Genomic DNA, 25,579 nt, shown 5'->3' with positions numbered 1-25,579 from the left:
CCCAAACTGCCTGCGACAATGACGCCTATTTGATATAGGCTCTTGTCAGTCCTTTTCTGTTGAGCGTTGGTAGGTGCTTACCACCAGCGGCAATCAGGGAATATGTTAGATTTTATGAGCTGTGTTACGCCGTTTCGTGCGCTGACAGGGTGGTAAACTGAGCCTTTGTTCAGGGAATTCAGGCCTCATCCAATTTCCGTGCATTCGAGCAGAAACAATACAGACTATTTTTCACCGAAGTAGAACGTTTTTGCGCCTTGTCGCTGCTTCGTGTGGTTGGTAAAGTAGGCGGATTTTATTTTCCGCCCCCAGCTTGCAGGATTATCCTTTAGTTATGTTTAAGAAATTTCGTGGCATGTTTTCCAACGACTTGTCCATCGACTTGGGTACCGCCAATACCCTGATTTATGTTAAAGGGCAAGGCATTGTACTGAACGAACCGTCGGTGGTTGCCATTCGCCAGGATCGTGCCGGTTCACCCAAGAGCGTTGCGGCCGTGGGTCATGAGGCTAAACAGATGCTGGGACGTACACCCGGCAATATCGCGGCTATTCGTCCGATGAAAGACGGCGTTATTGCCGATTTCTTCGTGACAGAAAAAATGCTGCAGCATTTCATCAAACAGGTTCACAGCAACAGCTTCATGCGGCCAAGCCCGCGCGTGCTGGTGTGTGTGCCGGTCGGCGCAACTCAGGTTGAACGCCGTGCCATCCGTGAATCCGCTCAAGGGGCTGGTGCACGTGAGGTGTTTCTGATTGAAGAACCTATGGCTGCGGCAATCGGTGCAGGTCTGCCGGTTTCTGAAGCAACAGGTTCGATGGTGGTGGATATCGGTGGTGGTACCACTGAAGTGGCCGTGATCTCACTGAACGGTGTCGTCTACTCCTCTTCTGTGCGTATTGGTGGTGACCGTTTCGACGAAGCCATCATTAATTATGTGCGTCGTAACTATGGCTCACTGATTGGTGAAGCAACCGCCGAACGTATCAAACACGGCATCGGTTCTGCTTATCCAGGCGATGAAGTGCATGAAATCGAAGTTCGCGGCCGTAACCTGGCTGAGGGCGTGCCACGCGGCTTTACCCTGAATTCCAATGAAATCCTCGAAGCCCTGCAAGAGCCGTTGACCGGTATCGTCAGTGCGGTGATGGTGGCACTGGAACAGTGTCCGCCGGAGCTGGCTTCCGACATTTCCGAACGTGGCATGGTGTTGACCGGCGGTGGCGCACTGTTGCGTAACCTGGATCGCCTGCTGATGGAAGAAACCGGTATTCCGGTAGTCGTGGCAGAAGATCCGCTGACCTGCGTAGCTCGCGGCGGCGGCAAGGCGTTGGAAATGATCGACATGCATGGCGGCGATTTGTTCAGCGAAGAATAGTCAGCCCCAGGAAGGAGGAATCGTATCGGATGACTGCGCAAAGCGAAAATCAGGTACGGTTCCTCTTTCTGTTGTCGAGGAACACGCATAATTTATGAAGCCGATTTTTAGCAGGGGTCCTTCTCTGCAACTACGACTTTTTTTGGCAGTGATTGCGGCGATTTGCCTGATCGTTGCTGATAGCCGTCTCGGTACGTTCGTGAAAATACGTAACTACATGGACACGGCCGTTAGCCCTTTCTATTTTCTGGCCAATGGGCCACGTAAAGTTTTGGACAGCGTTTCAGAAACGCTGGCTACCCGCCAACAGCTGGAGCTTGAAAACCGAGCTCTGCGGCAGGAACTGCTGCTGAAAAACAGCGATATTCTTCTTCTTGGTCAATTCAAGCAGGAAAACGCCCGCTTGCGCGAGCTATTAGGCTCACCGCTGCGCCAGGACGAACATAAAATGGTCACCCAGGTGATCTCGACTGGTTCCGATCCTTACAGCGATCAGGTGGTGATCGACAAAGGTTCGGACAATGGCGTTTATGAAGGCCAACCTGTCATCAGCGATAAAGGTGTTGTTGGCCAAGTCGTTGCTGTGGCGAAGGTGACCAGTCGCGTATTACTCATCTGTGATGCTTCACACGCGCTGCCGATCCAGGTACTGCGTAACGATATTCGCGTTATCGCTGCAGGCAGTGGTTGTGCAGACGATTTACAGCTTGAGCATTTGCCGAACAACACTGACATCCGCGTGGGTGATGTGTTAGTCACATCTGGCCTGGGTGGACGCTTCCCGGAAGGCTACCCAGTGGCCGTTGTGTCCTCGGTTAAAGTGGATAATCAACGTGCCTATACCGTGATTCAGGCGCGGCCAACAGCTGGCCTGCAACGTTTGCGCTATCTGCTGTTGTTATGGGGCGCTGACCGCAACGGTGATATGCCGTTGCCGCCGGACGAAGTGCATCGCGTTGCCAATGAGCGCCTGATGCAAATGATGCCGCAGGTTTTGCCAGCTGCTGATGCTATGGGGCCACCGTTGCCTGTGCCGGCACCGGCAACAGGGGCTGCTGTGCCGCAAGCTGCCGCACCAGCCACTGGAGTTGCGCAATGAACCGCTACCGCAGCAACGGGCGCTGGATAATCTGGCTGTCATTTTTGGTGGCTCTGGTGCTGCAAATCATGCCCTGGCCGGAACAGATCTACATGTTTCGACCGTCCTGGCTGGCTTTGATCCTGATCTACTGGGTGATGGCATTACCACACCGGGTTAACGTCGGTACAGGTTTTGTACTGGGGTTGATTATGGATTTGATCCTCGGCTCCACGTTGGGCGTACGCGCACTGGCGTTGGGGATCATTGCCTACCTGGTGGCATTCAAATTCCAGTTATTCCGCAATATGGCGCTTTGGCAACAGGCGCTGATTGTCGTGCTGTTATCACTGGCTATGGACGTTGTGGTGTTCTGGGCCGAGTTTTTAGTGATCAACGTCTCTTTCCGCCCAGAGGTGTTCTGGAGTAGTGTGGTAAACGGCATCCTGTGGCCGTGGTTATTCCTGCTGATGCGCAAAATCCGCCGTCAGTTCGCCGTACAGTAAGGGTATATCAATGACTTCGCTTTATCTGGCCTCCGGTTCTCCCCGTCGACGTGAATTACTGACCCTTTTGGGCGTCCCGTTTGAAATCATTCTGACGGATACAGAAGAACAGCGGCGTGAAGGGGAAGCAGCAGAAGTCTATGTGCGCCGTTTGGCGCAGGATAAAGCCAGAGCGGGCGTGGCACTGGCGCAGAAAGATTGGCCGGTACTGGGTGCTGATACCATTGTTGTGCTCAATGGCCGGGTGTTGGAAAAACCTCGTGACGAAGCGCATGCGGCAGAAATGCTGGCGGCGTTGTCGGGTAAACAACATCAGGTGATGACCGCCGTGGCGATCGCCGATCACCATGATGTTCTGTGCCAGCTAGTGGTGACAGACGTGACATTCCGCAACCTGTCACAGCAGGATATTTGCGACTATATTGCAACGGGCGAACCGATGGATAAAGCGGGCGCCTACGGAATTCAAGGAAAGGGTGGTTGTTTCGTCAGAACGATAACCGGCAGTTATCACGCAGTGATGGGCTTGCCGTTAGTCGAAACACATGAGCTGCTCAGTAATTTTGTCGCATTACGTGATGTAAGAACCGGTTGATGGGTGTTGCCATTATCGACCGGTTCTGAGGAGAGGGCATGACAGCTGAGCTACTGGTTAATATCACACCGTCTGAAACGCGGGTTGCCTATATTGATGGCGGCATCCTGCAAGAGATCCATATCGAGCGCGAATCCAAGCGCGGCATCGTCGGCAATATTTATAAAGGGCGCGTAAGTCGCGTGTTACCAGGCATGCAGGCGGCCTTCGTCGATATCGGCCTGGATAAAGCGGCCTTCCTGCACGCCTCCGATATCATGCCACACACCGAATGTGTTGCTGGTGATGAGCAGAAGAATTTCCACGTGCGGGATATTGCCGAACTGGTACGCCAGGGGCAGGATCTGATGGTGCAGGTGGTGAAAGATCCGCTAGGCACTAAAGGCGCACGCCTGACTACCGACATTACCTTACCTTCGCGTTACCTGGTGTTTATGCCAGGTGCAGCGCACGTTGGCGTTTCGCAGCGTATTGAAAGCGAAGCCGAGCGCGATCGCCTGAAAAAAGCCGTTGCCGGTTATTGCGATGAACTGGGTGGTTTTATCATTCGCACCGCGGCGGAAGGTATTGGTGAAGAAGAACTGTCGCAGGATGCTGCCTTCCTCAAGCGCCTGTGGACCAAGGTGATGGAGCGTAAAAAACGTAACCAGACCAAATACAAACTGTATGGTGAGTTGGCCCTGGCGCAGCGCATTCTGCGTGATTTCGCCGGTGCGGCGCTGGATAGGATCCGCGTGGATTCTCGTCTGACTCACGATCTGTTGGTGGAGTTTACCGGTGAGTACATCCCGGATATCACTGCCAAGCTGGAGCTGTATACCGGTAGCCAGCCAATCTTTGACCTGTACGATGTCGAAAATGAGATACAGCGCGCACTAGAGCGCAAGGTGGAACTGAAGTCCGGCGGTTATCTGATTATCGATCAGACCGAGGCGATGACCACCGTGGATATCAATACCGGCGCTTTTGTCGGCCATCGTAACCTCGACGAAACCATCTTCAATACCAATATCGAAGCAACGCAAGCTATTGCCCGCCAACTGCGGCTGCGCAATTTGGGCGGCATAATCATCATTGACTTCATTGACATGAACAATGACGAACACCGGCGCCGGGTATTGCATTCGCTGGAGTTGGCACTGAGTAAAGATCGGGTAAAAACCACGATTAACGGCTTCTCTCAGCTAGGCTTAGTTGAAATGACGCGTAAACGTACACGTGAAAGCATTGAACATGTGCTGTGTCATGATTGTCCTACTTGTCATGGACGCGGCACATTGAAAACAGTGGAAACCGTGTGCTACGAAATCTTGCGTGAAATTGTGCGCGTGCACCATGCTTATGATTCTGATCGTTTTCTGGTATACGCGTCTGCGGCGGTGGGGGAAGCGCTGAAAAGCGAAGAATCTCATGCGTTGGCGGAAGTGGAAATCTTTGTTGGCAAGCAGGTGAAGGTACAGATCGAACCCTTGTACAGCCAGGAACAGTTTGACGTTGTCATGATGTAGTCCGCCTGTTGGTGGCCAAAGTCCGGCATCGGTGGGGCTCAGCATGCTGAGCCCCACCGTGCATAGATATTCCCGTTGCCAGGCAGCGGAAGCAAGGAGAACTGCGTGAGGCGACTGCCTGGGATTTTGTTAGCTACAGGCGCCAGTCTGATTGTAGTCGTGGCGTTGCTGATCAGCGGATTACGTTTGGCACTGCCTGAGCTGAACAACTACCGCCCTCAAATACTGGCAAAGGTCGAAGGCCTTTCCGGTGTGCCTGTGCAGGTCGATTTCATGCAAGGGAGCTGGGAAACCTTCGGCCCACAGCTTGAAATGCGCAACGTGCGTGCCACGTTGCCCAAAAGTAACCTGCATATTGAACGTGTTACGCTGGCGCTAGACGTGTGGCAGTCGCTGCTGCATTGGCGCTGGCAATTTCGCGATCTCACCTTTTACCAACTCCAGTTTGATCTGAACACCACGCTGGGTGGGGATGAACATCAAGGTAGCACCATCGAACCGGGTAAGATTACTGATCTGCTGTTGCATCAGTTGGATCATTTCGACCTGCGTGATAGCCGTCTCTCATTCCTGACACCCGCTGGTGCCCGTGCCGAATTCGAAGTCCCTCAGCTTACCTGGCTTAACGGTCGTGATCGTCACCGTGCCGAAGGGCAGATCAGCCTGTCGACGCTGAACGGGCAGCATGGCGTGGTGCAACTGCGTATGGACCTGCGTGATAATCAGGGATTATTGAATACCGGTACGGTCTATATGCAGGCCGATAATATCGACATGAAACCTTGGTTTACTCGCTGGTTGCGTGCCAATACCGGTTTGGAAAGCGCCGATTTTAGCTTGGCTGCCTGGTTACAGATCCAGAACGGTGAGATCGCCGGCGGTAATGCATTGTTGAAGCAAGGCGCGGCCAATTGGAGCGTAGGTGCCCAGCAACACCGACTGGACGTGGACAACCTGGCATTAACGCTAAGCCGTCAGGGCACCGGCTGGCAGGTGGATGTACCACAGCTCAATTTGACCACTGACGGTCAGGCTTGGCCGCAGGGCCGGCTTTCCTCGTTGTGGCTTCCCGAAAACACCGAGTTTATGGGGCCGGGGCAGACTGAAGAACTGCGCGTACGCGCCACCAATATTCAGCTAGAACGGCTGGCGGCGTTGCTGCCGACCTTCTCGTTCCTCAGCCCAGACGTGCTGGAGCGCTGGAACGATTTGCAACCGCAAGGCAAGGTCAATGCATTGGCGTTGGATATTCCGTTGAAACAGCCGGAAAAAACCCGTTTTCAGGCCCGTTGGCAGGACGTCAGTTGGCAGCCGTGGAAACTGTTGCCGGGGATAAATCATTTCTCTGGCGCGCTGAGTGGCGGTGTAGAAAATGGCCGCCTGCAGCTTGATCTCAACGACAGCACCTTGCCGTACGGCGACATGTTCCGCGCCCCGTTGGAAGTCAGCAGCGCGCGCGGTGCGTTAACCTGGCTGAATAACCCACAAGGCTGGGAGCTGGCAAGTAAAAATCTGGATGTGAAAGCCAAATCGCTGTGGGTGAACGGTGATTTCCGCTACCAGCAGCCGGCCAAGGGCGACCCGTGGCTGAGCATTCTGGCCGGTATCCGCCTGTATGATGCCGCAGACGCCTGGCGTTACTTCCCGGAACCCTTGATGGGCAAGCACCTGGTGGACTACCTCAGCGGTGCCATTCAGGGCGGGCAGGTGGATAACGCCACGCTGCTCTACAACGGTGACCCGCAGCATTTCCCTTACCGTAAACATGAAGGCCAGTTTGAGGTATTTGTCCCGCTGCGCCATTCGACCTTCCAATTCCAACCGGACTGGCCGGCATTGACCGACCTGGCTATCGATCTCGATTTTGCCAATGAAGGGCTGTGGATGAATGCGCCACAGACCAAGCTGGGTAAAGTCGATGGCAAAAATGTTACCGCCGTCATTCCGGACTACCTGAAGGAACGCCTGTTGGTTGACGCTGACGTGGCGGGTCAGGGCGCGGAAATCCATGACTATTTCGAGCAGACACCGCTGCATGATTCGTTGGGCGCTGCACTGAATGAGCTGCAGATTGGCGGTAATGTCAGTGGGCGCTTACATCTCGATATCCCCTTGAACGGCGAGCTGGTGCGCGCTACGGGTGAGGTGGCGCTAAACAACAACTCATTGCTGGTTAAGCCGATCGAAAGTGAGTTGAAAAAAGTCAGCGGCAAGTTCCGCTTCGATAACGGCAACCTGACCAGTGATAGCCTGTCGGCCAACTGGTTCGGGCAGCCGGTTGCGGTGAACTTCACCACACAGGAAGGTCAAAGCGACTACAAGGTCAATGTGGGTCTGAAGGCTGACTGGCAGCCGGGTAAATTCCCCGGTATTCCGCACGAAGTCGCCGATGCCCTGAGTGGCAGCGCGCCCTGGCAGGGCCAGATTGCCATTACCTTGCCGCATAAGGGCAACGCCAGCTATGACATCGGCATTGATGCAGACCTCAAAAAAGTAAGCAGTCACTTACCTTCTCCGCTAGATAAACCGGCGGGTGAGCCACTGCCGTTGAGTGTAAAAGTGAAAGGTGGCCTGAATGGCTTCATGCTGACCGGCAGCGCCGGCAAGCAGAACCATTTCAACAGCGAATGGACCTTTGCCAAACAGCAGGTGACGCTGGCACGAGCGGCATGGCAAACCGAAGGCGGTGGAACGCCACCTTTACCGGCCGGTAAATCTTTGACGCTCAACCTGCCGCCACTGGACGGTGAAAAGTGGCTGGGGTTAATGGCACCGGCGTTAAAACAAGGCGGTGGCTCGGGCCAGGTGGGTGGCTTCAACTTCCCGACCACCGTAGCGCTGAAAACACCGCAACTGCTGTGGGGCGGCCAGGCCTGGCACAAGCTGACGCTCTCGGCCGAAAAACAGCTCGGCGGCACTCTGGTCAGCGCCAAGGGTGAAGAAGTCGACGGCAGTCTGCGGGTGACGGATCGTGGACCGTGGCGTGCCGATATCAATTATCTCTATTACAATCCGCAGTTTAGCGATGGCAAAGGGACGGCGGCGGCGGCGACCAACCCGCTGGCGACGGCAGAAAAGGTTTCTTTCCGTGACTGGCCGTCGTTGATGCTACGCTGCAAGTCGTGCTGGGTCATGGGGCAAAACCTCGGCAAGGTGGAGGCGGATCTGGCCAATCAGGGTGATACCCTGACCCTGGAGCATGGCTTGGTCGATACCGGCAAAGGGCGCATGACCGCCAGCGGCTTGTGGAAGCAGAACGCCCAGGAAGAACGCAGCTCGCTGAAAGGCAAGCTGCTGGGTGGAAAAATTGATGAAACCGCCGCTTTCTTCGGCATCACCACGCCGTTGAAAGGCGCGCCTTATGACATTGATTTTGATCTGTATTGGCATGGGCAACCGTGGAAACCGCAAATGAGCACCCTCAGCGGTGCGTTGAAGGTCAACATGGGCAAAGGTGAGATCGAGAGTATGGGTGGTGGGCGCGCTGGGCAGCTATTGCGTTTGGTGAGCTTCGACGCCTTGCTACGTAAGCTGCAGTTCGATTTCAGTGATACCTTTGGTAAAGGCTTCTACTTTGATTCCATCCGCAGCACGGCATGGCTGAAAGATGGCATAATGCATACCGATAACTTGTTGGTTGACGGACTGGCAGCGGACATCGCTATGAGTGGCCAGATTGATCTGGCACGCCGTCGGATTGATATGGAAGCGGTAGTCGCGCCGGCCATTTCAGCCACCGTTGGTGTGGCTACGGCGTTCGTGATTAACCCGATTGTGGGGGCGGCGGTGTTTGCCGCTTCGCAGGTGCTTGGACCGCTGTGGAGCAAGATTTCACTGATTCGCTACCATATCAGTGGTGATCTGGATCAGCCGAAAATCAACGAGGTTCTGCGTAAGCCAAAGGAGGATAAGGCGCCATGAGAAATGCTAACGTTGCGTTGTTACAGTTGTGCAGTGGCGATCGGGTGCGTGACAACCTGGCCCAGATTGAACAGCAGATTAAGCAACTCAATGCCGGGGTGAAACTGGTCATGACGCCAGAGAACGCATTGTTGTTCGCTAACTCCGCCGCTTATCGTGAGCATGCAGAGCAACAGGGTGACGGGCCGTTGCAGAATGCGGTGCGCGAAATGGCGCGGCGTTATGGCGTCTGGTTGCTGGTCGGTTCCATGCCGTTGATCAGCCGTGAGAACCCCGCACTTATCACTACCAGCAGCTTGTTGTTTGATGACCAAGGTGAAATTCGTGCTCGTTACGACAAGTTGCACATGTTTGACGTGGACATTAAGGATACTCATGGCCACTATCGGGAGTCAGACACGTATCAGCACGGTCAACAGCTAACGGTAGTCGATACTCCTGTAGGGCGCTTAGGGATGACCATATGTTACGATCTGCGCTTCCCTGCACTGTTTCAAGCGTTGCGGGCGCAGGGCGCCGAGTTGATTTCGGTGCCGGCTGCCTTTACCCGCGTGACTGGCGAAGCGCATTGGGAAATCCTGCTGCGCGCAAGAGCGATTGAAAACCAGTGTGTGATCCTGGCGCCAGCACAGGTTGGCAGCCATGGGCCTACGCGTCGCACTTGGGGCCATTCGATGGCCGTGGACGGTTGGGGCAAAGTACTGGCTGAAAACCCGGATGCAGTATCGGCGATGAAGGTGCGGGTCGATATTACTGGGCTCAAAACCATTCGCGAACAGATGCCGGTATTGCAACACAACAGATTCCAGACGTCGCTGACCGCGCCGTTTGAAAAAAACTTCTCCATTAAAGAGTAAAAAAATTATGAGCCTGACGTTTGTCAGTGAGCAGTTACTTACTGCCAATAAGCTGAGCCACCAGGACCTGTTTTCCGTCTTGGGGCAACTGGCCGAACGCCGCCTCGATTATGCCGACCTCTATTTCCAGTCCAGCTATCACGAGGCCTGGGTGATTGAAGACGGCATTATCAAGGATGGCTCTTACAATATTGATCAAGGGGTCGGGGTACGCGCTGTCAGCGGCGAGAAAACCGGCTTTGCCTATGCCGATCAGATTACCCTGAACGCACTACAGCAGAGCGCCCAAGCTGCGCGCAGTATCGTACGTGACACGGGTAACGGCAAGGTGCATACCTTGGGCGAAATCAGTCATAACGTGCTGTACCCATTGCTCGATCCGCTGCAAAGCCTGCCGCGTGAAGAGAAAATTGCTTTGCTGCATCGCGTAGACAAGGTTGCCCGTGCTGCCGACAAACGGGTGCAGGAAGTGAGCGCCAGTATTACCGGTGTGTACGAGCAGATCCTGGTTGCGGCTACCGACGGAACGCTGGCGGCAGATGTTCGCCCGTTGGTACGTTTATCAGTCAGTGTGCTGGTTGAACAAGACGGTAAGCGTGAACGCGGCTCCAGCGGCGGCGGCGGTCGTTTCGGTTACGACTATTTCCTTGAAATTGCCGAGGGCGAAGTTCGCGCTGATGCTTACGCCAAAGAGGCGGTGCGCATGGCGTTGATTAACCTTTCCGCCGTTGCGGCACCTGCCGGCAATATGCCGGTGGTTCTGGGTGCTGGTTGGCCGGGCGTGTTGTTGCATGAAGCGGTGGGCCACGGTCTGGAGGGCGACTTCAACCGTCGTGGTACTTCGGTGTTCAGTGGTCAGATGGGGCAGTTGGTGGCATCCGAGCTTTGTACGGTAGTGGATGACGGTACCTTACAAGGTCGCCGTGGTTCCCTGGCGATTGATGACGAAGGTGTGCCGGGCCAGTACAACGTGCTTATCGAGAACGGTATTCTGAAAGGCTACATGCAGGACAAACTCAACGCACGCCTGATGGGCGTTGCACCAACGGGTAACGGACGTCGCGAGTCTTACGCGCACTTGCCAATGCCACGCATGACCAACACCTACATGTTGGCGGGTAAATCTACACCGGAAGAGATCATTGCCAGCGTTGAATACGGCCTGTACGCGCCTAACTTTGGCGGCGGTCAGGTAGATATCACCTCCGGCAAATTTGTGTTCTCCACCACTGAAGCCTATCTAATCGAGAAAGGCCGCATTACCAAACCGGTGAAGGGGGCTACGTTGATTGGCTCAGGTATTGAGGCGATGCAGCAGATATCGATGGTTGGCAACGATCTGGCGCTGGATAAAGGCGTTGGTGTGTGCGGCAAAGAAGGGCAAAGCCTGCCTGTGGGCGTCGGTCAACCGACCCTGAAGCTGGACACTCTGACCGTTGGTGGGACCGCGTAATGTTCTCCAGGGGCCGGTTCACGGCCCCTATCAGCATCCTGTTTTGTGGCACGCGTCGCATTAGCAGTAATTTTTCAGTTTAGCGGCAATTAAGAGCGATTCACTGTTTTTTCCTTCTCGTACAAATCAATAAGTTAAATTTAACTATTTCAAATAACTTTCTGCTGGTTGGTCTAGGAACATTCTTTTTTTGTTAGCCTGATTTAGTCATCCGCTAATTATTTGCATCTTGTTACATTCTCCATCCCGTCGTTAAAATGCTGAAAAAACACACGGATGGTCTTCTGAATGGATTCAGTTACTCAACGTCTCACGGCAGCTTTGCTGTGCATTTTCTTTTCCTCTGCCACCGGCGCTAACCTGCTGAGTCCGGCGGACCGCGACACTATCCAACAACAACAACGTGATTTACTGGAGCAAAACCAGCTGCAGCGGCAGGAACTGCAACGCAGCCTGACGCCGACCTTGCCCGCAACCCCAATACCCAGCGCCAAAGTGGGTGGCCCTTGCTTCACCATCAACCGTATTCAACTGGAAGGCGCCGAGCATCTGCCTGCCAGTGCGCAACGCAAACTCACCCAGAATTACCTGCAACAATGCCTGGATCTGGGGCAAATCCAAACGCTGGTGCAGCAGGTTTCCGACTGGTACATCGGTCGTGGTTATATCACCAGCCGTGCATTCTTGACTGATCAGGATCTTTCGCGCGGCGAACTGCGGTTACTGGTGCTGGAAGGCCGTCTTGAGAAAATCCTGCTGGAGCAGCACCAAGATCGCATGCTTAAAATGGCTTTCCCTGGCTTGCAGGGGAACATCCTCAACCTGCGCGATATTGAGCAGGGCATGGAGCAGATCAACCGTCTGCGCCAGCAACCGGTGCAGATAGAAATCCTGCCCGGCAACCAACCGGGCTACTCGGTGGTCAATTTAAGTGCCAAACCCGAGTTTCCGCTGATGCTTGGGCTGGGGTTCGACAACAGCGGGCAAAAAAGCACCGGGACCGGGCAGATCAACGGATCGCTGACCGGCAATAACCTGCTGGGCTTGGCGGACCAATGGTTTGTCGCTGGTGCTCGCAGCAGTGATTTCGCCAACGATCACAACGCACGCAGTGTGCAGACTGGCGTTAGCTTGCCTTACGGTTATTGGACGCTGGATTACAACTATTCCTACAGCGACTACCTGACCACTCTTAACAACCAGGGATTTGACTGGCGTTCCAGTGGCGACAGCCAGACTCATCGTTTGGGCGTTTCGCGAGTACTGTTCCGTGACGGTGAAATGAAAACGGGTCTGTCGTTGGGGTTAACTCACCGAATTAATCGCAATTATCTTAACGACACTCGGCTGGAGAGCAGCAGCCGCAAGCTGACCAGCGTGACGATGGGAGTCAGCCACAGTCAGAAACTGCTGGGCGGTTTCGCCACCTTGAATCCTGCCTACAGCCGTGGGGTCCCTTGGTTGGGGGCGGAAAATGACAGCGGAAAAGCCAAAGAAGCACCACGGGCCGAGTTCCATAAGCTTTCGCTTTCCGGCAGTTACTACCTGCCGCTGGCGAAAGATTGGACTTATCTCACCAGTCTCTATAGCCAATGGAGTAATCATCGTTTGTACGGTAGTGAACGGTTGACGATTGGTGGAGAAAGCTCAGTTCGCGGCTTCAAGGAGCAATATCTTTCCGGTGACAAGGGGGGGTATTGGCGTAACGAGGTGAACCGACCGCTGGTGACATTGCCGTACCTCGGCAGTATTAACGCCTTGGCTGCATTGGACGGTGGTTATCTGCATCGCGATAAACTGGACACTAACGCTTCCGGCACGTTATGGGGTGGTGCAGTGGGGGTAGGTAACCGCAGCCGCTATTTTAGCAGTCAACTAACCGTCGGCTGGCCGCTGGCTTACCCTGATTGGCTGAAACCGGATCGGGTCTCAGTCTATTACCGGGTCAATATCGTACTTTAACGCTAACGTACAGGAAGGTTTCAAGGATGAAACACACAGATAATCAACATCTTAATTTCAATCAGCGACTGCTGAGTTACACCCTGTGCGCACTGCTGGCCGGGCAGCCGCTGCTGCCTGCGCTGGCCCAAGGCGTTAACGTTGCCGAGGGCAATACCCGAGTCGATCAGGCCGCTAACGGCGTACCCGTGGTCAACATTGCCACACCGAATCAGGCTGGCATTTCTCATAATAAATACAACGATTTCAACGTTGGGAAAGAGGGCATCATCCTCAATAACGCCACCGGCCAGCTCAACCAGACCCAACTCGGCGGCCTGATCCAGAACAATCCCAACCTGCAGGCCGGCAAGGAAGCGCAGGGCATCATCAACGAAGTGGTGGCCCCGAACCCTTCACAGCTGCAGGGCTACCTGGAGGTGGCAGGCAAGCAGGCTAGCGTCATGGTCGCCAACCCCTATGGCATCACTTGCGACGGCTGCGGTTTTATCAATACCCCTAATGCAACATTGACTACCGGCAAACCGATTCTGGACGCTGAGGGCAAACTGCAGGCGCTCGAAGTCACTCAAGGGGCTATCACTATTCAAGGCAAGGGGCTGGATGCCAGTAAAAGTGACAAGTTCGCCCTCATCGCCCGGGCTACCGAGATCAATGCACAACTGCATGCCAAAGACGTCAACATTACGCTTGGCGCTAACCGTGTTGATGCAACTGGTAAGGCTACAGCGATTGCGGGTAAGGGTGACGTGCCTAAAGTGGCTATCGATACTGGCGCGCTTGGTGGTATGTACGCTAACCGAATTCATTTGGTTTCCAGTGAAAAGGGGGTGGGAGTAAACCTTGGTAATCTTAACGCGCGTGAAGGCGATATTAAGTTGGATACCAATGGGCAATTACGCCTGAGCAACACGCTGACACAGGGGGCCCTAAACGTCGCCGCCGCTGAAATCACGCTGAGCGGCAGCCATAAAGCCGGACAGGTGGCGACTCTGAACAGTCGCGGTGACATTGCTTTGGATAAAGCCACGCTGAGCGCCGAAGGTGATGTGATGCTTACTGCCGGCGGCAAATTGCGAGCAGATAACAGCACATTGCTGGCGGGAGCGAATAAGCAACAGCAGGTTACTGTTGCACACACTCTGAAGGTGAAGGCCGATGATCAGCAGTGGCGTAATAGTCAACTCAACGCTGGAACGGTCACGGCAGAGGTAGCGCATAAGCTGCAACTGGATAGTTTTTCATCGGTAACTGGTTTGCGTCAGGTAGACCTACAAGCCGATGCTTTGAACCTGGCGGGTAAAACCGCTTCGGGTGGCAATCTTAACCTTAACACTGATCGTTTTGACGGTGGGGCAACCAGTCGGATCACTGCCGAAGGCGATATTAATCTGACACTCAAGGGTGACGGGGAGTGGCAAGGGGAGCTGACTGCCGGGCGAGATCTGCTATTGCAGGCCAACACGCTGAATAATCATGGTCAATTGGCCGCCAATCGAGACAGCAGAATCCAGACACAGCATCTGACTAACAGTGGGCTGATACAGGCGCAGGGCACGCAAACTCTGACCAGTGAGCGGTTGAATAATGGCGGCCAACTGCAGGCAGGCCAAAAGCAGACGGTGAACGCCAGAGAAGTAAACAATCAGGGGCTGATCGGTTCCCAGCAACAGCTTGATTTAACGGTGAGCGATACACTTAGCCTGGGCGGTTCACTGTATGCCGAAGGCCCATTAACGGTAAATACTGGCGAGTTCCTGCTGGCTGGCAGCGCGACCGGGAAGCAGGGCGTTATCGCCAACGGCATGTTGAAAACGTCGCAAGGTTCTTCACTGATGAGTGACGGCGATATAGATATTCGTGGCGATAATGTACGACTCGGCGGATTGATTTCCAGTGAGCGTGGTCTGGTGATTGGCACCCGGCAATTGACTGCAGCTGGGGGCAGCCAGACTCAGGCCAAACAGAGCATGACGCTGAAAATAGCCGAAGGGGCACAGCTCGCTGGCGTATTCAGTACGCTGGGATATCTGGATGTCAGTGGTGCGACGGTGGATAACACCGGTGATATCAGCGCACGTGGCATTGATTGGAAAGGAAATTATCTCAGCCAACGTGGGCAGTTGCAGGCCGATAATGAATTGACACTGACCGTCGACCGTCTTGAGCAACAGGGAGAACTGTTGGCCGGAAAACGTCTGGTTGTGCGCGGTGATAGTCTGGTCAACAGCGGGCAGATTGGCGCATCGGAGATGGACCTGGCCTTTAGCGGAGCGGTAGATAATTTTGGGAAGCTGGTAGCGGACGATGCAATGACGCTGACAGTTCCGACGTTGAATAACGCGGGTTCATTGGTGGCGAACAACGCGACACTCACGGCAGAAAATCTGGAGAACAGCGGACTGCTGCAGGCCAAGGGGCGAGCTAATGTCGTTACCCAAGATCTGCAAAACCGCTTGGCGGGCAGGATCGTGGCTGGTGGCGTGCTGGCACTGCAGGGCCATCAGTTGAACAATGTCGGTAAGTTGCAGGGCCAGAGCATGGATGTCGACGTACAGCACTGGGACAACATCGGCAGTGCGTTGGGCATTAGCGCGATGGACGCGAAGATTGGCCAGCGGTTGGATAACCGCGGACAGTTGCTAAGCGGTGGCCAACTAGCACTGATTGCCGGCACGGTGGACAACAGTGGCAAAGTCCTAAGTGAAGGGGCATTGGTGCTGAAAGCGGGTGGCATTAACAATCATGGTGAGGCACAGGGAAATAACACCCAAGTGGAAGCTGACTCGCTGGACAACACTGGCACCCTGATTGGTATACAGAAACTGGCATTGCAGCTACAGCAGGATCTTCATAACGCCACTGCGGGTCAGTTTCTCAGTGAAGGAGAGTTAACGGCCAGTGCGGCGAAGGTAAATAACGGTGGGTTATGGCAGGGTGATCGCATTGTGATGATGGCCCGGCAAATGGATCTGAATGGCACGCTGCAGGCGGGAAAAGGGATCCTGCTGGATCTAACGGGTGATCTTAATGCCGGTGCCGACAGTAAGATCCTCTCCAATGGCAAAATCGCGATCAACGCGCTAGCGCTGAATAATCAAGGCAATTGGCAGGCAGGTACATTACATCTGGCAGGAAATAGCCTGAACAATAATGGGACTTTGATCGGTGTTAACCGATTGGATGCTGACATTGCAGAAACAGTAACTCAGCAGGCTGTGGGCCAAATGCTGAGTAATGGCGTACTGAAGCTCAGTACGAATCGCATTGATAATCAGGGTCTGATTCAGGCGGGTGATTTAACGTTGCAGGCCAAAGATCTTAGCAACGGGGGTAAGCTGCAGGGGCAAACCCACTTCGAGGCCAAGCTGAGCGGCGTATTCAACAATCTGGCAGGCGGCAATGTGCGCAGTTTGGCCGGGTTGCGGATAGAAGCGGACGAACTGAATAACGCCGGTGAGCTGCAGGGGGATAGCAGCAGCGTGCTGCAGTTGGATCGTCTCTTGATCAACTCAGGCAACCTGAAGGTTGGTGATGCCTTGAGTCTGCAAGCACCAACACTGAACAACAGCGGTTGGTTACAGGCTAAGAGTTTAACATTCAACGGCACCAGCTTGGATAACAGCGGCACATTGAGCACTACCGGTGATAACCAGCTCACGCTCGATAGTCTGAATAATACGGGGACGCTGCAGGGCGGTAATTTAACCCTGAAGGCGGACAGCATGGATAACGCCGGCACGCTGCTGGCAACCAGCCAGATGACAATCACAGCACGACAGGTGGATAACCAGAACAGCGGCAAGCTGCTCAGCGGGGGCGATACCACACTGGTCAGCACCCTGCTGAATCAGTACGGTCAACTGGTGGCGTTGGGCAATATGACACTGACGCTGAAAAACGCCTTTACCCAGAGCGGCACTCTGGCGGCGGGCAAAGCGCTGGCCCTGACCAGTGACGGCGATATTCTGCTAAAGGGAACCACTCAGGGCCAGAGCCTGGATCTGCGCAGCGGTGGCCAGTTGACCAACGCAGGCACCTTACGCGGCGGGAGCGGCGACATGCGCTTGGAAGCGGCCGGGATCACGCAAAACAGCGATGCCAGCCTGCAATCGGGCGGGTTGGTGCAATTGCTGAGCCGGGGTGACATCAGCAATAACGGCTTTATCGGTACCGCCGGCTCTTTGCTACTGAGTGCCGCTAACCAACTGCTCAACGGCGGCATGCTGTACGCCGGTGGTGATATGGAGTTGCTGGCGGACCGTATTACCAACCAGCGTGGCGATATTCTGGCGGGCAAAAACCTGTGGATGCAGAAAGACGCCGACGGCAAGGCCAACAGCCAAATCGTCAACACCTCCGGCACTATCGAAACTGAAACCGGCGATATTTATATCAACACCGCACATCTGCTTAATCAGCGCGATGGGCTTAAAACCTCGGTTACGCAGGAAGATCTGACCAAAAAATACGACTGGCTGAACGGTGCCACGGCCAGTATTCCGCTGAGCTTCTTTAACGATGATGAGTACGGCTACTACACAGTAGATACCATGCGTCAAATGGCGGGGGATGCTGCCCGTGAAGTGTACAAGCGGTATACCTACGCCTCACCCTATGCCACGACCAAAGAGTTGGCGTTATCGACCAGCAAGGTAACGGTCAGCAGTGCGGGCGGCGCGGCGCGTATTGCCGCCGGTCGTAACATGACGCTGAATGCCACTACGCTGGATAATCTGGCCAGCGATGTTCTGGCCGATGGGGATATTGCGCTTACCGGCAGCACGCTGAACAACCAGTCATGGGCTGCGGGTACAGAAACGCGCTATCAAACCTATACCTATCAAAAACCGCCATTGCCGGGATCGGATAATACGCCGAAGGTATCTGCTGTTTTTGCAATCAATGACTACGCCAAAGGGAAAATCGACGATAAGAATATTCACTATAAAGCCAGCGGAGACGTACGCACCGTACGCACCGACGACGGTGTTTATCGTTCGGTTATTCAGGCCGGTGGAGCGGTCAACGCCAACTTTAGCGACGATATCGGCAACACCACGTTGACCCCGAACGCGGATAGCCTCAGCCACACTCTGGTGCGGCCAACGCTGGACAGCCTGCAGCAACCGGAAACTGTCAGTGGTGTGCAACAGCAGGCGCTGGCAGAGGATCAAAGTGTGGTCTTTGGTTCGCCACAGTGGGAAGACAATCTTCAAGATGCTCTCGGGTCACTCGGCAATAACGCCGTAGCATTGGCGGATTATCCTCTGCCAAGTAGCGGCAACGGTCACTTTGTCGTCACTGGGGATCCTGATAGCCCTTATTTGATCACTACCAATCCCAAACTGGACGGCCTGGGCCAGTTGGACAGCAGTCTGTTCAACGATCTCTATGCCATGTTGGGCCAGCAGCCGGGCATTGCCCCGCGTGAAAACGATAGCCGTTTCACCGATGAAAAGCAGTTTATCGGTTCGGCCTATTTCCTCGACCGTTTGCAGTTGAATCCAGATTACGACTACCGCTTCCTCGGGGACGCGGCTTTCGATACCCGCTACATCAGCAACGCGATGCTCAGCCAAACCGGCCAGCGCTACCTTAACGGCGTCGGATCCGATCTGGAACAGATGCAGCAGTTGATCGACAACGCGGCACGGGCGCAGAGCAGCCTGAATCTGCAGTTCGGCATCAGCCTGACACCGGCACAGGTTTCACAGCTGGAGCACAGTATCGTCTGGTGGGAGAAGGTGACGGTCAATGGCCAGACGGTGCTGGCACCCAAACTCTATTTGGCCAAAGGTGACGTCGCCCCATTGAGCGGCAGCGTGATTGCCGGCAATAAGGTTAACCTGAACGGCGGCAGCATTCGCAACGACGCCAGCACGCTACAGGGCGGTGAGCGGCTGAACGTCAACAGCCAGACAAGCATCAGCAATCTTAATCAGGGGATGATCAACGCTAACGATGGGCTGAGTTTGAGTGCTATTGGTGATATCAGTAATATCGGCTCGACCATCAGTGGGCAGCGGGTCCAGCTTGAAAGCCAGGACGGCAGCATTATCAATAAAACCCAGGCCCGCCAGTGGGATGCCACCGGGACCCAGGGTGGCCTGACGCTGACGCGCTCGCGTACGGAAGTCGGTGATATTGCCGTGATCCGCGCAGGAGATGCATTGGGCATGCAGGCCGGTAACAATATCGAAGTTACCGGGGCGCAGGTCATCTCTGGCGGTGCAATGGATCTGCGGGCGGGCGGCGACGTCAACCTGCTTGCCAATAACACTGCTCGCGTCGACAAGTCTGACGGTGGCCGCTGGGGCGGTGGGCTAAAAGAAAGTGAAACCCATGGTAGCCTGGCCACTGAAATCAGCGCGGGTGGGCCACTAAACGTCAGTGCCGGGCAGGATTTGAATCTGACCGCCAGTCAAATCGGCAGCAAGGGCGACGCGGCATTAAAAGCCGGGCGTGACATCAATCTGCAAACCGCCGAACAGGGGAGTCGTCAGAAAACCGACGGCAGTGAGCACATCAGTAGTGGCGCGACGCGCAGCACTCTCACCAGCAGTGGGGATCTGCAACTACAGGCCGGACGTGACCTGAATTCACAGGCCGCGGCGCTGGTGGCAGACAACGACGTCGGCCTGCGGGCCGGGCGTGACGTTAACCTCAATACCCAACAAAGCCGGGAATATCAGGAAAGCCACGGCGGTCGCCAGCAGCGAGTAAACGAGTCCATACGCCAGCAAGGCACTGAAATCGCCAGCGGCGGCGACACGCGCATTCAGGCCGGACGGGACGCGACTCTCAACGCCACTCAGGCTCAGGCCAGTGGTGACGTGGCAGTGAGCGCTGGGCGCGATATTGCGCTGAACAGCGCCACCGAAAGCGACTACAGCTTCTTCGAAGAGACCAAAGTCAAAAAAGGGTTTATGTCCAAAACCACCACCCATACAGTGGAAGAGGACTACGCTACTCGCGAGAAAGGTACGTTGCTGAGCGGCAACAATATCGCACTCAACGCCGGTAATGACCTGAAGGTGCAAGGCTCAACGGTAGTCGGCGACGGCAAGGTAAACCTGCAGGCAGGTAACAACGTCGATATTGTGGCGGCTACCGAGGAACAATCCCGCTATCGGTTAAACGAGAAGAAAAAGAGCGGCATGTTCAGCGGCGGTGGTATCGGCGTGACTATCGGTAGCACTTCGTCACGGCATCAGTTGAATGAAGACGGCACCACCCAAAGCCAGAGCGTTAGCACTATCGGCTCTACCGGCGGCGACGTGAATATCGTGGCAGGCGGCAAGGCGCATATCGGCGGTGCGGACGTGATTGCGGATAAGAACCTTAACGTGGTAGCGGGTGAGATCAGTGTCGATCCGGGCAATGATCTGCTGCGGCGTAAAGAGCGTTACGAGCAGAAGCAAAGCGGATTGACGCTGTCGGTCTCCAGCCCTATCACCGATACATTACTGGCGATGAATGATTCGCTCAAGCGTGCGGATGATACTGGTGATGGCAGATTGAAAGCGCTGTATGCGGTACAGGCAGCCCGTGCAGGGTGGGTTAATTCTGAGGCCAGTGCCGATCAGGCGCAGGGGCTGGCGAAAGGTGAGTTTTCCAATAGTGTGAAGGTGCAGCTTAGCGTTGGGTCGAGCAAAAGCACTTCCGAGTCTGAACTGAAACAGAATCAGATACGTGGCAGTAACCTAACGGCAGGCGGCGACGCTACCTTGGCCGCTACAGGCTCGAAGGGGACTAGCGGCGACCTGCACGTTAGTGGTAGTGCTATCACCGGCAACAAGGTGACGCTTGCGGCGCAAAACGATCTGCTGCTGGATGCTGCCGGAAACCACCGCGAGCAGACCAGCAAAAACAACAGCAGTGGCTGGAATGCAGGGGTACATATTTCACTGGGGGATGAGACGGGGATTGGCGTCTCGGCCAGTGGTTATCAATCGAAAGGTGCGACAGATGGCAAGAGCACCGAATACGTTAACTCCCGGCTCAATGCACGAGATGAACTAAGCCTGAGCAGTGGACGCGATACCATGCTTTCTGGTGCGCAGGCACTGGGTGACAAGATTAAGGTGGATGCGGGTCGTGATCTGTCGATCGGTAGTTTGCAAGATACCGACGACTATCACAGCTGGCAGAAAGATGTTAGCGGTGGCGCGAGCTTTACCTTCGGGTCGATGAGCGGTTCTGCCTCGTTGAGTATGAGCCAGACTAAAATCGAGAGTGAATATGCCAGTGTGGGTGACCAAAGTGGTTTGTTTGCGGGAGATAAAGGCTTTGATATTAACGTTGGCAACCATACGCAACTGAATGGTGGGGTGATTGCTTCGACGGCTGACAGCATCAAAAATCAGCTCTCTACCGGCTCGCTGGGTTGGGATGCCATTGATAATAAAGCGGAGTATAACGCCAGCAGCAGCGGTTTTGGTATTTCTACCAGTGGGCCAACCGGCGGTGGTCTCGCCAAGGAAAAAGGAAAGGCTGCCGGCACTACGCAGTCGGCAGTCGCCGCAGGCAATATTGATATCCGTAATACGGCAGCTCAGACACAAGATATCGCCGAGCTAAGCCGCGATACGGACAATGCCAACGGACGTATCGATAAAATCTTCGATGAGGCGAAGGTGAAAGACAACTTGGCGTTTACCCAGGGCGTCACGCAGCTTGCGACGCAGTTGGTCAGCGATTATGGCAACAAGCAGATGCTACAGGCTCAGCGTGCCGCTGCGGAAAAACTGAGTCAGGATCCAGCCTACCTGAGTGCAAGTGCACAGGAACGCCAGAAAATGCTAGAGGGGTCGCCGGAGTATAAGGCGGCGCAGAAAGAGTACGGTATCGGCAGTAATTTCTGGGCTGCGGGGACGGCTATCAGTGCGGCGCTGGCGGGAATTAGCGGCGGTGATATTGGCGCTGCGGCCGGTGGTGCGCTGGCACCGTATTTGGCACGGGAAATCAAAACCCGTACAGAAGGCAACACGGCAGCGAATGCGGCTGCACATGCGGTAGCCGGGGCATTGGTAGCATTGGTCTCGGGTAACAATGTGGCGTCGGGAGCTGCAGGCGCGGCAAGTGGGGAACTAGCTGCTAAAATTATCAGCGAACAGTATTATGGCAAGGATCCTTCAGCCCTGACGGAAGCAGAGAAGCAAAATGTCAGTGCGCTCAGCCAATTGGCGGCAGGGCTGGCAGGTGGATTGGTAGCGGACAGCACCGCAGGGGCCGTGGGCGGTAGCGTGGCCAGTAAGACGGCGGTGGAGAATAACTATCTAAGCGTGTCTGAAAAGACGGAGTTTGAGATAGCGAAGCAGACTCTTCAGAAGAGCAAAGACCCGGCAGAGCGCGAGAAAGCCCAGCAGAAATACGATGCGTTACGTGAAAAAGATATAGCTAGCGACCAGAAAGTGATTGATGCCTGCGGGAATGGAACGGCAGCAAGTGCAGCCTGTGGTGCGGCGAGGCTGGAGGTTATTGCGGCGAAAGGTGAATACGAGAATACCGGTAACTACAATTCGAAAGCCAGCCAGCAGTACTCGGATGCCTACGGTCAGATAGTGAATCTGCTGAATATCACCAGCGTTGATGCACAAAATCAGCAACAGATCCAAGACGCAATGATCAACTTCTTCATGACAACCAAAGGAGTCGATTATGCAACAGCCAAAGATTATGCCGAGCTGAAGCAGGGTGCTGATATCTTTGTTGCTTCATTGACACCTGTATTGGGTGCCGCAGCAGCAAAACAACTGAGTAAGATTGTGGATGCGAATCTGAAAGTTGTCGCGAAAGGAAATGTTGATGGTAGCAAGTTCACTGATACAAATCAGGGAGTAAGACCGTCACAATTAGCTGATTTTAACAAACCGACCTTAATCAATGATGTTGTACAGGCCAAAATAAATAAGCGCCCTGACAAAAATTATCCTAATGGAAATATGGGTACTGCTCATGCAGAAATAGGTGTTATCCAGCAGGCCTATGAGAAAGGGATGACTAACGGCAAAGATATGCTTATGTCGGTGAGTGGGCAAGATGTTTGTTCTTTCTGTCTAACTGATATAAAACTCATGGCTGAGAAGTCTGGGCTTAAGTCTCTAACCTTGTTTGAAGAGAGTTCAGGCAGGACTTTATATTGGGAGGCTGGCACGAAAGGCTTCCGTATTAAAGGAGCTAATGATGAGTAAGTTGCACCTCTCCTGGTCTTGCTCGCCAAAAGGCGGTACTAAGAAATCTGACAGTTGGGATGACATCGGTAACCTACTAAATAATCTTCGTTTATCTAGTGGTTGCGTGACAGTGGATAAATTAGATGATGAAGGTTATTTAATCTCAGAAATTCAAGTGAGAATGGAAAAAGGCCTTTATATGGTCACTTTTTTGAATGAAGAAGATGAAGTTATGACGTTTACGGATTTAACGCAACCGGATAAAAGGGTACTAATCCTAGGAGATTATTGGTCCGAAAGGCAGGTCACGAAAGACTTTGATCTTGTTGTCAAAGTTTTTAAGGAGTTCTTTGATACTGGCAATGTATCAACGGAGCTTTTGAACTAAGACATGGATCCCAGCCAACTGGCCGGGGTTTTTGCTTCTAAGCCCTAAAATCCTCCCGCTTCCCGATGTTGCAGCCGGATAACCTCGGGGGCGCGGTGACCTCCAGTTGTTCAGCGTCGGTGATTGCCAGTACCGCCACAGCGGATAAAAACCGTCTCGATACAGGTACTCTGGGCTTCAGCGATATCCATAATCAGACGGATTTCAAGGCCGAACACCAGGGGGGAAGTATCAGTAGCGGCGGCCCGGTGGCGGCCGATTTGCTGACCAATTTGGCGGGTGCAGCCCTTTCCGGCGCAGGCAATAAAGGGCATGCCAAAGGCACCACGCAGGCGGCGGTGTCGGGCGGTAGCGTGGTTATTCGTGACTTGGCAAATCAAAAAATAGTCGTGCTCCAGTGGGTGCTGTTACTATGTTGAAACGTTGGCGTTGGTGAATAATATGAATAAGTTAGAGATCTACATAAAAATTTTTGGACTTGTTCTAACCTTACGTTAGGAGTATTCAATTACAAAATTCTTGGGTAAAATTAAGAGATGTTTCATGTTATTTAGAAACAGAGCTTATACATAACCTCCCTGAAAGCCTTATGTGTAATAGTATGACTGAGCATGATGTGTGGTTTCTGAATAACCAGGCTAAGTATTATTTTGAAAAATGTAATGATGATATATCACCAAACTATAACCAGCATGTTTACTATATCGGAGAACTATTTAAAATAACCCCTGATGAGTTAAAGCCCAAGCTAACATGGGCTGGCCCATAGGCAACAACCCAAGGTAAGGTCATGACTGTGATTTCTAAGGCCTAAATCCATTAACTCCTGCTGCCGCAATCGCCTAATTCGGAGAGCTGCAGTGTCGGGAGTAGCCGGTTGATTAGAAAAATATTGTCATTTTGAAAATTGAATTACCAAAGATTAATCATTAATAAAATAAATTTCTTTATATTAAAGATAAACGATATCAATAAAAACCCAACATGATGTTGGAATATTACTAACAAGGAGCAGTAATGAAAAAAGTTCTATGTGTTTGCATGGCGAGTAGTATGCTGTTATTAACCGCCTGTTCATCCACTAATAATGTAGAAAAAGTCACCGCTGCTAATGGCAGTAGCATTGGTGTGAAGACTTTCTTTGCGCTACCTGAAAATAACAATAATCAATATGCCGACACCAAGCTGCGTATTGTCACACAGACCAATACCGGCGTAGGTGTAGGGCTACAGGTTTTAACCTCTGCACTTACCGGTGGTCTTTCCGCCAACACTTTCAGCAAGGACTCGTTGAAAGGCAGCAGTGTCGATACTTTGCCAGAACCGACTAAAAGTTATCTGGTGCCTAAAGCCAAGGTTGTTATCGCCGACTGGTTGCAAAAGAATGGAGCCGGTTACAGTTACAATAATAATTTGAATATTACACCCGCCAGATGGCTGCTGGTGTATCAGGATCTAGCGAAAAGTGATACTCCATACGAACTGCGCTACGCCGTTACCTTTTATAAGCGGCCGGAGGGGGGAAGCATGTTCTCAGCCTTCGACCAATTCAAATGCAGCCCAACCCCGCGCGCGGCACCACTAACACAGTGGCAAGCCAGTGATTATGCGATGGTGAAGCAGGTCACCACGGAATATATGGATGACTGCCTTAGCCAGTTGAATGGACAATTAACCGCATTACTAAAGCGCTAGTTTCTCCTCCGCGATAAAACCAGGCCGGGCGGCAATCCAAAAGCTACCCGGCCTGCCGCC

The 25,579-nt window shown here is 53.7% G+C and carries 12 protein-coding genes and 1 pseudogene; all 13 read left to right on the top strand.

All coding sequences use genetic code 11. The features are described from left to right. Nucleotides 1–334: 334 nt before the first annotated feature. The 13 genes and pseudogenes from mreB (at nt 335) to SGBXF1_RS21530 (ending at nt 25,519) form a co-directional block, all read left to right on the top strand. Nucleotides 335–1,378, top strand: a complete 1,044-nt coding sequence (gene mreB / locus SGBXF1_RS21590; RefSeq protein WP_012147106.1) for a rod shape-determining protein MreB — start codon at nt 335–337, stop codon at nt 1,376–1,378. A gap of 94 nt (nt 1,379–1,472) precedes the next feature. Continuing rightward, nucleotides 1,473–2,477 (top strand): rod shape-determining protein MreC, encoded by a 1,005-nt coding sequence (mreC, locus tag SGBXF1_RS21585; RefSeq protein WP_037416222.1) that lies wholly within the window; start codon nt 1,473–1,475, stop codon nt 2,475–2,477. Further along, nucleotides 2,474–2,962 carry a rod shape-determining protein MreD gene (gene mreD, locus SGBXF1_RS21580; protein ID WP_012147104.1) on the top strand — a complete coding sequence of 163 codons (489 nt, stop codon included), beginning with the start codon at nt 2,474–2,476 and terminating at the stop codon, nt 2,960–2,962. Before mreC ends, mreD begins: the two co-directional genes overlap by 4 nt. Nucleotides 2,963–2,972: 10 nt before the next feature. Then, nucleotides 2,973–3,557 (top strand): Maf family protein, encoded by a 585-nt coding sequence (locus SGBXF1_RS21575; RefSeq protein ID WP_037416225.1) that lies wholly within the window; start codon nt 2,973–2,975, stop codon nt 3,555–3,557. Between the two features lie 38 nt (nt 3,558–3,595). Continuing rightward, the gene (gene rng / locus SGBXF1_RS21570) at nt 3,596–5,065 is read left to right on the top strand and encodes a ribonuclease G (protein WP_012147102.1); all 1,470 of its coding nucleotides are present in this window, start codon (nt 3,596–3,598) and stop codon (nt 5,063–5,065) included. Nucleotides 5,066–5,170: 105 nt separating this feature from the next. Continuing rightward, nucleotides 5,171–8,986: an AsmA2 domain-containing protein YhdP gene (gene yhdP, locus SGBXF1_RS21565; protein ID WP_186427525.1), complete on the top strand. Its 3,816-nt coding sequence runs from the start codon at nt 5,171–5,173 to the stop codon at nt 8,984–8,986. Further along, a complete protein-coding gene (gene nit1, locus SGBXF1_RS21560; protein ID WP_037416232.1) occupies nt 8,983–9,843 on the top strand; it encodes a deaminated glutathione amidase in 861 nt (286 codons plus the stop codon). Before yhdP ends, nit1 begins: the two co-directional genes overlap by 4 nt. Before the next feature lie 7 nt (nt 9,844–9,850). Beyond that, on the top strand, nt 9,851–11,296 hold the full coding sequence (gene tldD, locus SGBXF1_RS21555; RefSeq protein WP_037416235.1) for a metalloprotease TldD: 1,446 nt from the start codon (nt 9,851–9,853) through the stop codon (nt 11,294–11,296). Nucleotides 11,297–11,584: 288 nt separating this feature from the next. Next, entirely contained in the window at nt 11,585–13,258 is a 1,674-nt protein-coding gene (locus tag SGBXF1_RS21550; RefSeq protein WP_186427524.1) for a ShlB/FhaC/HecB family hemolysin secretion/activation protein, read from the top strand. Nucleotides 13,259–13,284: 26 nt separating this feature from the next. After that, nucleotides 13,285–23,454, top strand: a complete 10,170-nt coding sequence (locus SGBXF1_RS21545) for a hemagglutinin repeat-containing protein (protein WP_186427523.1) — start codon at nt 13,285–13,287, stop codon at nt 23,452–23,454. Next, on the top strand, nt 23,447–23,824 hold the full coding sequence (locus SGBXF1_RS21540) for a DUF6911 family protein (RefSeq protein ID WP_037416238.1): 378 nt from the start codon (nt 23,447–23,449) through the stop codon (nt 23,822–23,824). The genes SGBXF1_RS21545 and SGBXF1_RS21540 overlap by 8 nt, the downstream gene beginning before the upstream one ends. 116 nt (nt 23,825–23,940) lie before the next feature. Beyond that, nucleotides 23,941–24,207 (top strand): annotated as a pseudogene (locus SGBXF1_RS21535) (hypothetical protein); the annotation flags it as partial. A gap of 634 nt (nt 24,208–24,841) precedes the next feature. Then, nucleotides 24,842–25,519, top strand: a complete 678-nt coding sequence (locus SGBXF1_RS21530) for a hypothetical protein (protein WP_037416244.1) — start codon at nt 24,842–24,844, stop codon at nt 25,517–25,519. The last annotated feature ends 60 nt before the right edge of the window (nt 25,520–25,579 follow it).

Source organism: Serratia grimesii (assembly GCF_900186025.1).
GTDB lineage: Bacteria > Pseudomonadota > Gammaproteobacteria > Enterobacterales > Enterobacteriaceae > Serratia > Serratia grimesii.
This window is presented reverse-complemented; position numbering and strand designations above follow the sequence as displayed.

Bases quoted from the DNA above. Each gene is read 5' to 3' on its own strand.
- SGBXF1_RS21575 (WP_037416225.1), top strand. From the start codon at position 2,973: ATGACTTCGCTTTATCTGGCCTCCGGTTCTCCCCGTCGACGTGAATTA.
- mreC (WP_037416222.1), top strand. From the start codon at position 1,473: ATGAAGCCGATTTTTAGCAGGGGTCCTTCTCTGCAACTACGACTTTTT.
- SGBXF1_RS21530 (WP_037416244.1), top strand. From the start codon at position 24,842: ATGAAAAAAGTTCTATGTGTTTGCATGGCGAGTAGTATGCTGTTATTA.
- mreD (WP_012147104.1), top strand. From the start codon at position 2,474: ATGAACCGCTACCGCAGCAACGGGCGCTGGATAATCTGGCTGTCATTT.
- mreB (WP_012147106.1), top strand. From the start codon at position 335: ATGTTTAAGAAATTTCGTGGCATGTTTTCCAACGACTTGTCCATCGAC.
- SGBXF1_RS21545 (WP_186427523.1), top strand. From the start codon at position 13,285: ATGAAACACACAGATAATCAACATCTTAATTTCAATCAGCGACTGCTG.
- SGBXF1_RS21550 (WP_186427524.1), top strand. From the start codon at position 11,585: ATGGATTCAGTTACTCAACGTCTCACGGCAGCTTTGCTGTGCATTTTC.
- SGBXF1_RS21540 (WP_037416238.1), top strand. From the start codon at position 23,447: ATGAGTAAGTTGCACCTCTCCTGGTCTTGCTCGCCAAAAGGCGGTACT.
- nit1 (WP_037416232.1), top strand. From the start codon at position 8,983: ATGAGAAATGCTAACGTTGCGTTGTTACAGTTGTGCAGTGGCGATCGG.
- rng (WP_012147102.1), top strand. From the start codon at position 3,596: ATGACAGCTGAGCTACTGGTTAATATCACACCGTCTGAAACGCGGGTT.
- tldD (WP_037416235.1), top strand. From the start codon at position 9,851: ATGAGCCTGACGTTTGTCAGTGAGCAGTTACTTACTGCCAATAAGCTG.